Annotated in this window: 12 protein-coding genes and 1 pseudogene; 4 read left to right on the top strand and 9 right to left on the bottom strand. The window is 51.6% G+C overall.

The features are described 5' to 3' along the window. Window positions 1–93 precede the first annotated feature (93 nt). From J3348_RS04970 to J3348_RS04950, 5 genes are read right to left on the bottom strand one after another with little or no spacing between them, the layout of a single operon-like run. Window positions 94–1,926, bottom strand: a complete 1,833-nt coding sequence (locus tag J3348_RS04970; protein WP_207698466.1) for an amylosucrase — start codon at window positions 1,924–1,926, stop codon at window positions 94–96. Window positions 1,927–1,929: 3 nt separating this feature from the next. Beyond that, window positions 1,930–2,862 carry a carbohydrate kinase gene (locus tag J3348_RS04965; protein ID WP_207698465.1) on the bottom strand — a complete coding sequence of 311 codons (933 nt, stop codon included), beginning with the start codon at window positions 2,860–2,862 and terminating at the stop codon, window positions 1,930–1,932. A 43-nt stretch (window positions 2,863–2,905) separates the two neighbouring features. After that, window positions 2,906–3,523: a hypothetical protein gene (locus J3348_RS04960; RefSeq protein WP_207698464.1), complete on the bottom strand. Its 618-nt coding sequence runs from the start codon at window positions 3,521–3,523 to the stop codon at window positions 2,906–2,908. Beyond that, window positions 3,510–4,160, bottom strand: a complete 651-nt coding sequence (locus tag J3348_RS04955; protein ID WP_207698463.1) for a DUF624 domain-containing protein — start codon at window positions 4,158–4,160, stop codon at window positions 3,510–3,512. Before J3348_RS04955 ends, J3348_RS04960 begins: the two co-directional genes overlap by 14 nt. A 17-nt stretch (window positions 4,161–4,177) precedes the next feature. Beyond that, entirely contained in the window at window positions 4,178–5,233 is a 1,056-nt protein-coding gene (locus tag J3348_RS04950) for a LacI family DNA-binding transcriptional regulator (RefSeq protein WP_097773832.1), read from the bottom strand. A gap of 331 nt (window positions 5,234–5,564) precedes the next feature. On the opposite strand from J3348_RS04950, the gene J3348_RS04945 reads away from it, so the two are divergent. From J3348_RS04945 to J3348_RS04930, 4 genes are all read left to right on the top strand, one after another. Continuing rightward, window positions 5,565–6,512, top strand: coding sequence for an ABC transporter permease subunit (locus tag J3348_RS04945; RefSeq protein ID WP_097781457.1), 948 nt, complete (start codon window positions 5,565–5,567; stop codon window positions 6,510–6,512). Window positions 6,513–6,525: 13 nt separating this feature from the next. Next, window positions 6,526–7,431, top strand: a complete 906-nt coding sequence (locus tag J3348_RS04940) for a carbohydrate ABC transporter permease (protein ID WP_044954131.1) — start codon at window positions 6,526–6,528, stop codon at window positions 7,429–7,431. Window positions 7,432–7,507: 76 nt separating this feature from the next. Continuing rightward, the gene (locus J3348_RS04935) at window positions 7,508–9,178 is read left to right on the top strand and encodes an extracellular solute-binding protein (RefSeq protein WP_207698462.1); all 1,671 of its coding nucleotides are present in this window, start codon (window positions 7,508–7,510) and stop codon (window positions 9,176–9,178) included. A gap of 24 nt (window positions 9,179–9,202) precedes the next feature. Beyond that, on the top strand, window positions 9,203–10,678 hold the full coding sequence (locus J3348_RS04930; protein WP_207698461.1) for a glycoside hydrolase family 32 protein: 1,476 nt from the start codon (window positions 9,203–9,205) through the stop codon (window positions 10,676–10,678). Window positions 10,679–10,762: 84 nt separating this feature from the next. On the opposite strand, the pseudogene J3348_RS04925 reads toward J3348_RS04930, so the two are convergent. The 4 genes and pseudogenes from J3348_RS04925 to J3348_RS04910 all read right to left on the bottom strand — a co-directional run. Continuing rightward, window positions 10,763–10,918 (bottom strand): annotated as a pseudogene (locus J3348_RS04925) (DUF6061 family protein); the annotation flags it as partial. 255 nt (window positions 10,919–11,173) lie between these two features. After that, window positions 11,174–11,845: an RloB family protein gene (locus J3348_RS04920; RefSeq protein WP_207698459.1), complete on the bottom strand. Its 672-nt coding sequence runs from the start codon at window positions 11,843–11,845 to the stop codon at window positions 11,174–11,176. Beyond that, window positions 11,845–13,146, bottom strand: a complete 1,302-nt coding sequence (locus tag J3348_RS04915; protein WP_207698458.1) for an ATP-binding protein — start codon at window positions 13,144–13,146, stop codon at window positions 11,845–11,847. Before J3348_RS04915 ends, J3348_RS04920 begins: the two co-directional genes overlap by 1 nt. Window positions 13,147–13,294: 148 nt before the next feature. Then, window positions 13,295–13,519, bottom strand: coding sequence for a DUF6462 family protein (locus J3348_RS04910; protein WP_117948960.1), 225 nt, complete (start codon window positions 13,517–13,519; stop codon window positions 13,295–13,297). Window positions 13,520–13,551: the final 32 nt, after the last annotated feature.

Here is a 13,551-nt window from a genome sequence, read left to right as displayed (position 1 = left end):
ACATTTCAATGATCCAGTGACCTTGCAGTTTGCGCGAAACAAAAATACTCCGGCAACTTTCTGACCAAGAGAAAGTTACCGGAGTATTCCGCTTTACTTATTTGTTTTTACCAGCAGTGCCTGATACGGCTCCAGTTCCACATCCGCCAGCCAGACGGAAGTGCCCTCCGGGGTGTGATACTCGCCGCCCAGAGCGTCCAGACTGGCCCCTGCCGGGTACTCGGTAAAGTTGAACAGCCCCACCAGCGTTTCCTCACCGCGCTTGCGTACCAGCGCCAGCACACCGGGGTTGTGGCTGTCCCAAGTTGTTACCCACGCATCCGGGGCAAAGCAGGGGTCTGCACGCATTTGGCGCAGCTGCTCCATGCCCTGCCACAACTGGTTTTGCAGCGTGCCCTTCCGGGTGCGCTGCTTTGCGTCCTCCCAGTTGAATTTGCTGCGGTGCAGATTGCGGCTGTCCTCCACACGGTCAGGATCGTCTTTGTAGTCCCAGCCGTTGCGCTGGGCGATCTCGTCCCCGCAGTTCAGCATGGGGAAGCCCTGCAAAAACGCCATAGCAGTGTGCAGCAGCAGGTCACGCTTTACGGCGTAGTCCAGTGCGGTTTTATCGTCCTTTTCCAGTGCCTGCTCGATACCGCACAGGCTGGCGGTGGTGCCGCAGCTTCGGGCATCGCCGGTGGCGGGGTCGTAGTTGTACAGCTCACCCTTTGCCCAGCTGCCGGGGAAATTGCCCTCATAGAAATGGTACAGATATTCTTTATGTTTCTGCGGGTCAATGCCAAGCCGTTTCTCCACCGCCTCGTCCAGACCCCAGCCGATATCATCGTGGCAGCGCAGATAGTTCACGAACCAGCAGTTGTCCGGCAGGGCGTGGAGGGCATCCAGCTGCGCCTTCAGCAGCCGGGTATCCCGGCTGGCAAGGGCACCCCACAGGTTGACCATGGTGGACACGTTGTAGAGCATGTGGCATTCCGGCTTTTCCGGGGTGCCGAAATAGGCGGCCAGCTCCTTGGGAGCCATGACCACCTCGCCCTTGAGGATGACCGCCGGGCAGACGCATTCCAATACCATGCGCAGCATCCGCACGATGGTGTGCACCTGCGGCAGATTGCGGCAGGTGGTGCCCAGCTGCTTCCAGATATAGGGTACGGCATCAATGCGGAACACCTCTACGCCGAGATTTGCCAGATGCAGAATGCTCTTGGTCATGTCCACGAACACCGCCGGGTTTGCGTAGTTCAGGTCCCACTGGTAGTCGTGGAAGGTGGTCAGCACCCACTTGTGCATTTCCTCACACCATGTAAAGTTGCCGGGCGCGGTGTTGGGGAACACCTGAGGCACCGTCTGCTCGTACTGGTCGGGGATGGTGCGGTCCTCGTAGAGGTGGTAATAGGCCTGAAACCACGGGTCGCCTGCCTTTGCCGCCATCGCCCAGCGGTGGGTGCTGGCGGTGTGGTTCATGACAAAATCCAGACACAGGCTGATGCCGGCCTTGCGCAGTTCACGGGTCAAGTTTTCCAGATCTTTGTTGGTGCCAAGGGCCGGGTCTACGGTGTCGAAATCCTCCACCGCATAGCCGCCGTCGTTGTGAGGGTGGGGCATCTGCAGCAGGGGCATCAGGTGCAGATAGGTCAGCTTCTGCTCCTTGAGGTAGGGCAGCTTCTTTGCCAGTTCTTTCAGGTTTCCGGCAAAGAGGTCGGTGTACATGGTCATGCCGAACATATTGCCCCGCTTGTACCACTCCGGGTCGGCAGAGCGTGCCTTGTCCAGTGCTTTCAGCTCGGCGCTGCGGGCGTTGTAGGCTTCTGCCATCTCCCGCTCCAGAACTTCCAGCCCTTCCCGGTTGTGGTACAGTTCCATGAACAGCCATTCCAGCTCGTCCTTGTGCTTGGCAAACCGGGACGCAAATTCCTGTTTTGCTGCCATGGTTCAGCCCTCCACTTCTGCAAGGGTGGGCATGGCGGGGATAGCACCATGTCGGCTGGTGGTGATGCTGGCCGCTTTGTTGGCAAAGGCCAGAATGCCTTCCAGCTTGTCCACCGTCAGGGTGTTCAGCTCCTCCTTGCAGAGCTTGGACAGAGCCGCCCCAAAGAAGGTATCGCCTGCGCCGTTGGTGTCGCCTACCTTGCAGGGAACGCCTGCCACATGGCCGGTCTTCTCCCCAAAGCGGTAGAATACGCCGTTTGCACCCAAGGTGACAAAAATCAGCCGGATGCCGTTCTGTGCCAGTTGTGCCGTGCCGCTTTCGCAGTCAGTGGTGCCGGTGAGCAGGGGAAGTTCTTCATCGGACACCTTCAGGATATCCACCAGTGGCAGGGGAGCTTTCATCTGGGCAATGGCATCCTCTTTGTTTTTCCAGAGGTTTGCACGGTAATTCGGGTCATAAGTAATGACAGCACCCAGCTTTTTGGCGCGGGCAGCAGCGTCCAGCGTGGCAGTGCGGGAGGGGTCAGCGGTCAGGCTGACAGAGCCGAAGTGGACGATTTTGGCAGCTTTCAGAGCCTCATCCGAAATGTCCTCCTTGCACAGCATCACGTCAGCGTTGGCACTGCGGTAGAAGCTGAAATCCCGCTCGCCGGTGGCATCCACCGAGACCACCGCCATGGTGGTGGGGTGGTCTGCATCCACCGCCATGCCGGAAACGTCCACTTTGTTTTCTGCCAGAACCTCTTTCAGGTAGCGGCCAAAAGCATCCGCACCCACCTTGCCGATAAAGGCGGTCTGTGCGCCCAGTCTGGAAGCAGCCACAGCCAGATTGGCCGGTGCACCGCCGGGGTTTGCGGCAAACTGAGGAATGCCGCGCGCATCCTTGCCGGTCTGGGTCAGGTCGATCAAAACTTCACCAATCGTTAAAATGTCCATGCGTTTTCTCCTTATTTTTATCCTATAAGCTAAAACCCAACGGTCACCGCTGGAACAGATAATGAATGTAAGCGGCTGCACGCTCCAGGTGCGGTGCATTCTGCACTACCCCAAGATAGACCCTGCCAGAAAAACCTGCCTGCCTGACAAACGGCGTGTCCGAAATATCCAGCACGGTCCCACCGGCGTTCAGACCCGACAGTGCATGGAAAGACGCATCCAGTGTCCGCAGATCGAGAAAATAATCCTCTGCCAACAGTCGATCCCGTGCATATTCGTCCATCAGAACAACATCTAACCGCTGGGCACTGACTGCACCCAGCAGCTTTATCTCCGAAGCATATACATACTGCTCCTCTGCGCGTTCGCTTTCGCTGAGCAGCAAGCCGGACAGCAGATCGACCTGTTGCTTTTTGGTCAGACCCTGCGCCTCGGCAAAGCCGGTGGTAAGCTGTTCCGTCAGATCAGACCCGGCAGTGATATTTACCAGACCAAGGTAAAGCACATCCTCTTTTTTCGTCACATGACGGTAGGCTGTATACCCGAGGATATAGACGACGATGAGCACGATCGCAATGGGCAGCTTGTAATATGCCCAGATGTGCTCCCACTTTTTGCGCCCATGGAGGGAGCGGAGCGTATCCCGGTCAGTTTTTGTCATGGTCGGATTCCTCATGTACTGCATCAGGGTCTCCACCGATCTGATAGAGGATCCGAAGCATCAGAAAGGAGCAGAGCATGGCGCACAAGCCCATGCCCAGCAGGAATGCAGGCGTGAACACAAACACAATGACGTACCCCATGATGCCATAGATCGCCGCCATCAGCAGGGTGCAAAACAGATACCGGACACCCACGAGAAACGCTGTTTTCAGGATGCCGAAGGTGGTGTTTTCAAACCGTGCCAGCAGAGGAAAGGCATACAGCAGAACGATGCCGTACAGAACTGCCGCACCAATAAGCACTGCAGTGAGCAGCGTCCAGAAAATGTTTTCGCTCCACATTCGGCGCAGCACAAAGCCATCCGCAGCCAGGAAACTGCCGACTGTCAGCAGGATAAGCCAGAGTTTTGTGGCAGGCTTAAAATTTTCCCGGAACGCCTTAAAAAACATCCGGGTCAGACCATCGTCCCGATCTTCCGCCATTTTGAGCGTGACGTAGAACAATGCGGTCGTAGAAGCTCCTATGGTAACGATGGGCAGGCTGCACACGAGCCATAAGATGTTCAGGTAAGCACTGTAAGTCAATTTCGTCAGCACAGCAAACAGCGGCTTGTCCGTATTGCACAGGTCACGCATGGGGGTTCTCCTTTCGCTCAATCTCCTGTGGATTCGCGCAGGATCAGGTTGGTTTCCGTATAGACGGTGCGATAGTTCAGCGATGGCTCTTCGATGCGGGTCATAAGCAGATTGGCAGCGGTGTAGCCCATGATCTGTCCATGGATATGGATCGAAGTCAGATGGGGGGCAAAGTAGGAAGCCTCCTGACTGTCATCGAAGCCGCAGACCCAGATATCATCGGGAACCGAATACCCCAGCTCATTCAATGCCTTGACCAGATCCATGGCAACAAAGTCATTGGCGCAGACAAAGGCATCCGGCATCGTTTTGAACCGACGTATGGTTTCGTACAGGGATACCGGATAGTTCTGCTGTCCAGATGGCATCGCACAGGTGCTCAGGCCTTCTGTCAGACCAAAGTACTCCACTGCATCCTTATAAGCCATATAACGCTCAAAGAAGGACTGACAGTGGTTTTTATCCCCCGCAAAGCTGATGCGTTTTTTGCCGCGCTGGACCATGTGGGCCACCGCATTCTGGACCTCAATGCGGTTTTCCATATAAAGGCGGTCGGCTTTAAGGGGAGGACGCATATCCATCACAGGGGTGTCTACAAACAGCAGCGGAACATCCAGATCGCACAGCATCTGTGCATAGTCATAGTCGAATACTTCAATGCAGATGATGCCGGCTGTGCGCTCGATATTGAGAGAAGATGGAAGCTTTTTCTCTTTCAGCTCTATGGGAGAAATGCGATGAATGGTCGTGCAGCTATGCAGATGCTCGATTTCCGACTGGAAACGATCCAGCATCATGGAGGAAAAGTGAGAGCTGCTCAGAAACTGGGTCGTCAGCATGGCGATCTCCCGTTTGTCACTCGGCAGAATGGAATGCTCTGCTGCTTTTGCAGTGTCTTCCTGAAACAGCGGCAGATAGGCAAACTGCTTATAGCCCATTTCGGCGGCTTTGCGCAGGATCTTCTCCCGTGTGGCATCTGCCAGCACACCGGTGTTGTTGATGGCCTTTGAAACTGTGTTGCGGGAAAGCTGCAGTTCGTTTGCAATATCCTGAATGGTGACTTTGGTTGCCATAAGTCATCCTCTTCCTTTTATAAATAAAGTCTGGTGACGGATCTTATTCTTTGCGACTCCAGTATAGTGCAAATGCACAAATTAGTCAAATGCAAAAATGCAAATCATCATTTTGCATATTTGCGCACTTTTGGATTTGTGCATCTGTACAAATCCACAATAATTTTTGATGTATACCATGAATTATCGTTGACATTCGCTTGCGTGAGTGGTATAAATGAATTACAGAGTTTTACATTTGCACAAACGAAGTGAAAAACGTAAAATTCAAAGGTGCAAATGTAAAACACAAATCAAACGGCAAGCAAATCAAAAAGGAGGAGAATGATTCATGAAAGCAAAGACGGCCTCGCCGGAAACGGCTGTGCTGACAGCAGAACGCAAGCTGCACAACACATGGGTCTACATCAAACGGCATTGGCAGCTTTACCTGTTGTTCCTGCTGCCTGCCGTGGCGCTGACGCTGGTGTTCAAGTACGCTCCCATGGGCGGTGTGCTGATCGCGTTCCAGAAGTACAATCCCTTCAAGGGCATCTGGGGCAGCGAGTGGGTAGGCTTCAAAAACTTTACCCGCTTCATGTCCTCGCCGGACTTCCAGCGCTATCTGATCAACACCCTGAAGCTGAGCGTCTACGGTCTGCTGTGGGGCTTCCCGATCCCCATCCTGCTGGCATTCCTGCTCAACCGTATCGAGAGCAAGAAGATCAAGCAGAAGGTGCAGCTGGTGCTGTATATGCCCAACTTCATCTCGGTCATCGTGCTGTGCGGCATCGTCCGAGTGCTGCTGAGTGTCACCGGTCCGGTGAACGGCCTGCTTCACACCAGCATCAACTTCATGACGCTGCCGGAAGCGTTCCGCCCCATCTACATCATCAGCGGCATCTGGCAGGGTGCCGGCTGGGCATCCATCATGTACACCGCATCCCTTTCTAACGCCAGCAAAGATCTGAAGGAAGCTGCGATGATCGACGGCGCAAACCTGATCCAGCAGATTATGACGGTGGAGTGGCCCGCCATTAAGGATATGGTCGTTATTCAGTTTATCCTGCAGGCAGGCAACATCATGAGCATCGGTTTTGAAAAAGCCTATGCCCTGCAAACGGACCTGAACCTGAACACTGCCGAGATCATTGCAACGTACGTTTATAAAAAGGGCCTGTTGGACGGCGATTACAGCTTTTCCACGGCAGTCGGTCTGTTCAACACCATTGTCAACGTCATCCTGCTGATCGCAGTGAACAAGATCGTTGCCAAAATGAACGATGGCAAGGGCTTGTAAGGAGGGGTTTACCATGGCAAAACAGAAAAAATCAAAAATGGCCCTCTACACCAGACAAGATAAGATCATCCTGTACTGCGGCTACGCACTTCTGGGCTTGTTCCTGCTGGCGATCATCGTTCCGATGATCTACATCGTCATCGCGTCCTTTATGGACCCGGTCACGCTGCAAAACAAGGGCATCTCCTTTGATTTCAGCAAGTGGAGTCTGGATGCTTACCAGCGTGTCGTTTCGGACAAGCAGATCTGGGTCGGCTTCAGGAACGCAGTACTTTACTCGATCATCTTCACCATCATCTCGGTAGCTGTGACGATGCTTGCCGCTTATCCCATGTCGCTGCCGGACTTCAAAGGCAAAAAGATCTTCAACACCTTGTTTGTGATCACGATGTTTTTCAGCGGCGGTCTGATCCCCACCTACCTGCTCATCAACAATCTGGGTCTGCTGGATTCCATGTGGGCGGTCATTTTGCCGGGAGCATTCAGCGTGTGGAACATGATCATTGCCCGTACCTATTATCAAGGCGTCCCGCGTGAGCTGCGCGAAGCTGCGGATGTGGATGGAGCCAGCGAGATGCTTTACTTCTTCAAGATCCTGCTGCCCGTCTGTATGCCGGTGGTGGCAGTTCTGGCTCTGTGGCAGTTCGTGGCAATGTGGAACAGCTACTTTGACGCCATGATCTACCTGAACAGCGCATCGAAGCAGCCGCTGCAGCTGGTGCTGCGTTCCATCCTGATCCAGAGCCAGCCGGAATCCGGCATGATCGCAGATATCCAGAGTACTGCCGAACGTGCGAAGATGGCAGAACTGCTCAAATATGCAACCATTATTATTTCCAGCCTGCCGCTGCTGGTGATGTATCCCTTCTTCCAGAAGTATTTTGATGCCGGCATCATGGCTGGTTCCATTAAAGGCTGAGGATATTCCAGAATTTTATAAGCCGGTACGCTCATCTGTTACACGAAAAAAGAAACATGAAAAAGGAGAAAATACCATGAAAAAGCTGATCTCTCGCCGCAACTTCCTCAAGGTCTGCGCTCTGGCGGGCTCTGCCGCTGCTCTGTCTGCCTGTGGCGGCAAATCCACCGGCAGCGGTGATTCTGCTGCCGCAGCTGTGGACGTGACCGGTGCCGTTACATTTCCGCTGCCCGAAAAGGTCACCTTTACCGGTATGACCAGCTTCCCTGTAGGCAGCGAACCCGAACCGAACAACCGCACCATCTTCAAGCGTCTGGAAGAGCAGACCAATGTGCACATCGACTGGACCGCCATCCAGTCCGACCAGTGGAGCGATAAGATCACCCTGAATATGTCCAACCCCAACACCCTGACGGATTTTGTTTTTACTGCTGATTTTACCGACAGCAATCTGCTGCGCTACGCAGATCAGGGTGTCATCCTCAATCTGGAAGACTACATTGACAACAATATGCCTTATCTCCAGAAGGTCTTTGAGCAGTACCCGGAGTACCGCACCATGTGCACCGACAGCGATGGCCACATCTGGGCACTGCCCTGGATCGAGCAGCTCGGCTCGGAAAAGACCGCCATCCAGACCATTGGCAACATGAGCTTCATCAATACCAAGTGGCTGAACTTCCTCGGTCTGTCGATGCCCACCACAGTGGACGAGTTTGAGCAGGTGCTGATTGCATTCCGTGATAACGCCGCTTCTATCAAGGCGGAGTATGGCATTGACGGCGACATCATCCCCATGTCCTGCATCGTCAACAACGGCGATCAGGACCCCAGCATCCTCATCAATGGCTTTGGCGAAGGCTACGGCGATGCAGACAAAGACCGCCATATCGCCGTTACCAACGACCGGAAAGTTATCTGTGCCGCCACCCAGCAGGGCTACCGTGATGGTCTGGACTGGCTGCACAAGCTGTATGCTGAGAAGCTCATCGACCCGGAGTGCTTCACGCAGGAGTGGTCCACCTATGTTTCCAAGGGCAAGGCTGGCCGCTATGGTGTCTGCTTCAGCTGGGATGTTGCCAACATTGACAACCTGACCGACTGGGAGCCGCTGCCTGCTCTGACCGCCGATACCCGAAATATCACTCCGCAGAACGGTTCTTTCACCAGCGGCTTTGCCCGCGGCAGATGCGTTGTCACCGCAAAGGCGACTAATCCTGCACTGGTTTGCGCATGGCTGGATCAGATGTACGCACCCCTCCAGTCTCCGCAGAACAACTGGGGTACTTACGGCGATGCGGAAGGCTTTAACATCTTTGAACTGTCCACCAACGATAAGGGCGAGCCCATGCTGAAGCACGCTCCTCTGGGCGATGCTTCTCCCGTGGAAGTCCGTGAAGCGCAGTGTGTCAGTGGACCTCTGGCAGTTCTGGATGATTACTATGGTGTATACGTTACCTGCCCGGACGATGCACAGTATCGTCTGGACTGGATCAAGGAGATCTACACCCCGGATATGAACAACGATTATGTCTATCCCAATGTCTTTATGAGCAGCGAGGACACCGAGCAGGTCTCTAACCTGCAGGCAGATCTGCAGACCTACATGAATACGCAGAAGGCCAACTGGATCATGAACGGCACGAAGGATGCAGAGTGGAACGAATATCTGAGCAAGCTGGAAGACTACGGCCTGTCCGACTATCTGGGCATTATGCAGAAATATCTGGATGCTTACTACGCATAAGAATTCTTTCCTTTGGAGGATTCCATGAACGATTTGACTTTACAAAAAGCCCGTGCCTACGAGGCCGAGCACGGCGCAGCGATCTCCCCGGAAGAACGCCCTGCCTACCACATGACTCCTTATGTGGGCTGGCTCAACGACCCCAACGGCTTCTCTTATTATAAAGGGAAGTATCACCAGTTCTATCAGTATAACCCCTACGATGTGCGGTGGGCGCCCATGCACTGGGGTCACGCGGTCAGCACCGACCTGCTGCACTGGGAGTATCTGCCCTGTGCGCTTGCCCCGGATTCCCCGGCAGACAACGGCCCCGGCTGCTTCTCCGGTTCTGCTACCGAGATGGATGACGGCAAGCAGCTGCTGATGTACACCAGCGTGGTGGCAGAAAAGCAGCCCAATGGGGAGATGCGGGACATCCAGACCCAGAGCATCGCCATTGGTGACGGTCTCAACTACGAAAAGCCTGCCTGCAACCCGGTGCTGACCCAGAAAGACCTGCCGGAAGGCTTCAGCAAGTTCGACTTCCGGGACCCCAAGATCTGGCGTGAGGCCGACGGCACCTACTCCGCCGTCACCGTCTGCCTGGCCGAGGACGGCAGCGGCGCAGCAGCACTGTTCCAGAGCAAGGACGGCTTCGACTGGCACTTTGTCACGGTGCTGGAACGCTGCAACAATCAGTACGGCAAAATGTGGGAGTGCCCGGACTTCTTCCCGCTGGACGGCAAGCAGGTCTTGATGCTCGGCCCCATGGAGATGCTGCCCAAGGGCGAGTTCCACAACGGTCACAACGTGATCGCCTTCATCGGCAGCTACGACGAAGCCACCCACACCTTCACCAAGGAAAACGTGCAGCTGATGGACGGCGGCATCGACTTCTACGCCACCCAGACCACCCTTGCCCCGGACGGCCGCCGCATCATGACCGCATGGCTGCAGACATGGTCGGACACCGAGGATAAGCCCAAGGGCTGCAAGTGGTTCGGGCAGACCATCTGCCCCCGCGAGCTGCACATCAAGGATGGACGCATTGTTCAGGCCCCGGTGCGGGAGCTGGACGCCGTCCACGGCAAGCGCACCTTCCACGAAAATGTAACGGTGCAAAGCGAAACTTCTCTGGAAGGCATCAAGGGCCGTGTGGCGGATCTGACCGTTACGGTGCAGCCCGGCGAGTACCGCTCCTTTACCCTGAAGCTGGCTGCTGATGCAGACCATCACACCAGCCTGACCTACGACCCCTACACCTCCGAGCTGACGCTGGATCGCAGCTATGCCGGTTCCCGTGCCGACATTGTTCACCGCCGCAGCTGCAAGGTGCGCAGCCAGAACGGTGCACTCAAACTCCGTATCCTGCTGGACAAAAACAGCATCGAAGTTTTCGCCAACGACGGTGAACAGACCATGACCGCATGGATCTACACCCCCCAGTCTGCCGACGGCATCACCTTTGCCGCAGACGGCAAAGCAACTGTTACGGTGGAACAGTTTGAGCTGAATCTGTAACCTGATATTCCTTTCATTTCTCCTTCATTGAATACAGCCCCGCTTTGGCTTCTCCTTCGCCAAAGCGGGGCTGTGTTTGTTATATTATTGATCTTCCAGCCTGCCATGGTCGCAACCAAGCGAGAGATAATGTCCAATCTCCCCACCCAGCACAAGCTGGGCATATTCCAAGGGCTTGTTGTAGAGCAGCCAGTCCAGTTCTGCCCGCTGTGCCGGGGTGTTGCCGTATTCGTCCTCCACGTTTGGCGTATGGCGTAGTTTTCGCTGGAAATCCATCAAAAGAAAAAGCCTGAAACTTCTCGGTACATCAAGAAGTTTCAGGCTTTGTTATCTTAAAAATGGAAATTTACTGGTCAATCGGCTTCATCGTGGGGAGAATGCAAACAACGACTCCATCTTTATCCGTTATGCTCCATTAACATCCTTGATAGATGCAGAAGAAACAAAGGAAAAGCTACCACTTTATAGCAAGTTTCTCTCCATGATGAGTGATTCTTATGCTACAGAACTAAGACTTTCCAAAAAATCAAGTGCTTCAAACACAGTCGAAAAAGTTACGCAATATTTGCAAAGCCATTGATTTCGTTCATCTGTATCTTCAATACAAGGAATCTCCGAAATGTTTTGCAACCGCTTTTTTGCATATTTTACTGCTGTTGGATAGTTGGGAGCGATTTGCCAAATGGAATCTTTATCGCCTTTCTTGTAAATTGAAATAAATTTTTTAACATCTTTTACAAGGTTATTTTTGTCAGCCTCAGTTTGAGTGGGAGGAGCGCAATCTTTGAAATGTAGCATAAACCAATATTCAATGCAGCCGGAGGTCATTAGAAGTCGAACACGAATATTGGGCTTTTTTCGAAGCCTTCGGAGATAGTTAATAATTTTTAGTCGGTCAGCCCATACTTCGTCACTACTATCTTTTAATTCAGCATCAAAAAAGAACCAGATTTCATCCGTTGCTTCAGCAGTATCTCTATACTTTTTATCTTTTTCGAATCTACTTTTCGTGTCCTCGAACAAATTTGTAGAAGCTCTCTTTGCACATCGCTTAATTACAGCCACATCAGAGAACTGATTCTTCAAATAATCAATATACTGTTGCTCACTTTCACCTTCATAAAATACATAAATTAAGGGCTTGACACGTTTTATCTGACGAGGCATTATTCTACCTCCTCAATTTCAACGTTTGGTATTGCACCATACTTGCCAAGAATATAGTTCTTTTGAATGTTTTCTTCTGTTCGTGTTCCGAGTTCACTCACACTGTAAAGTTCAGAAACACCATCTGCGTTATGCTTATCCACAAAATAGAATTGGTCTTTTCTTAACAAATCCATGCCCATAAGTTCTGTATTGTGGGTTGTAAAAATAAGCTGTGCACCGTGTGGGTTTGCATTCTTGTTCTGGAACTTTGCAACGATATATGCTACCAAAATAGGATGTAACTCACGATTGATTTCATCAATTAGTAGAAGTCCACCCGTTCGCAAGGTTGATTCAATTGCTGGAGCGATTGACATCAATCTACGCGTTCCGTCTGATTCGTCATCCAAATCCAATTTGTAAAGACCACTCGATCCGTCCTTGTTTTTTCCTTTGTGAGTTGTTTTAGCGTCAACTTGTCCTACTCGCATTTGCTGCATTTGGATATTCGGACTGGATGCCAACGCTTGTGCAAATTGTGATAATGCATTTTTTAGTTCATCTGGCATATTTTCAGGAAAGGCAGAATTATTATTGTCAATTTCCCGATTATTAACGTCAAATTGTACATCCTCAATGCCAAGATCAGCAGCTTTTGCGTAGTTTGAAATTGCTTTTAACATAAGAGGATCTTCCGAATAGGTAATCAATTGATCAGGAATATCTGTATAGTCTCTTGAGAATCGCACATCTTCTCTAAACCATTGCATCGCCTTAACGCAAGCAGAATCATTCATTGTACATGCGACAGAAAAAAACAGTTGGTTCTCTGATACCATCTTACCAATTAGTTTTCGAAGTGCTTTATCCTCTGTAAAGCTGAAATTCTGCTCTGCTCTAGTAAAAACAGTTGCCTTTTGTCCTTTTGGTGCGTGGAATAGGTACTCTTTTAGAATCTTCTGCCGTGTCGCAGAAAATCCATACCAGTATTTTACATTGCTTTTTGTATAAATGAATTCAAACTCTGTCGGTTGCTCTGCAGAGTAATCATTCAACGCAAAAGAATGAATTGGAATCTCAGATTTTTCATGCTGTGTCCGCTGGGCATTTTTTATAAACTGAACTGCTAGCCAAAAAGCACGAATAACATTACTCTTGCCTCCGCCATTTTTTCCATAAATTGCCGCTACCGGTAGGATTTTTTGACTTTTGTAATGAATCAAGCAATCTTTTTTACTACCCAAGCCTATTGCCTCCATAGACAATATGGCTTCGTCACGAAAGGAACGATAATTTTTAAATCGAAATTCTATCAGCATATTGCAACCCTCCAATGCTAGAGTATCATATTTTTAGCAGAAATTCAATCGAAATAATCACTTTTTTGAAAATAATCAATCAAATTTTGAGAAAAACGCACCTCCGATTTTATAGAAACTGAAAGTGCGCTATGTAAAGCTAATTCAATTATTCACGAAAGGATTCCAGATATTCGTCCAGCACTTCTACGTTCACCAGTGCAATGCGTTTCAACCGGACGACAGCGTGAGCATCCTGTGCGACTTGTCGGAAAGAGTTTTTGCCCATCGAGTAGAGGACTGCCCCTTCCTCGTAGCGAACGTATTTCTTTTTCTTTCCAGCCAGCAGTTTTTCCAGTTCAGGAACTTCAACCGAGTTTCGCTTATGTGCCATGGTATTCTTCTCCTTTGTCAAGGTTATGTGGT

Origin of the sequence: Faecalibacterium sp. Marseille-Q4896, assembly GCF_017377615.1 — a bacterium.
Classification (GTDB): domain Bacteria; phylum Bacillota; class Clostridia; order Oscillospirales; family Ruminococcaceae; genus Faecalibacterium; species Faecalibacterium taiwanense.
Note: the sequence above shows the minus strand (reverse complement) of the source record. Positions and strands in the feature narration are given on the sequence as shown.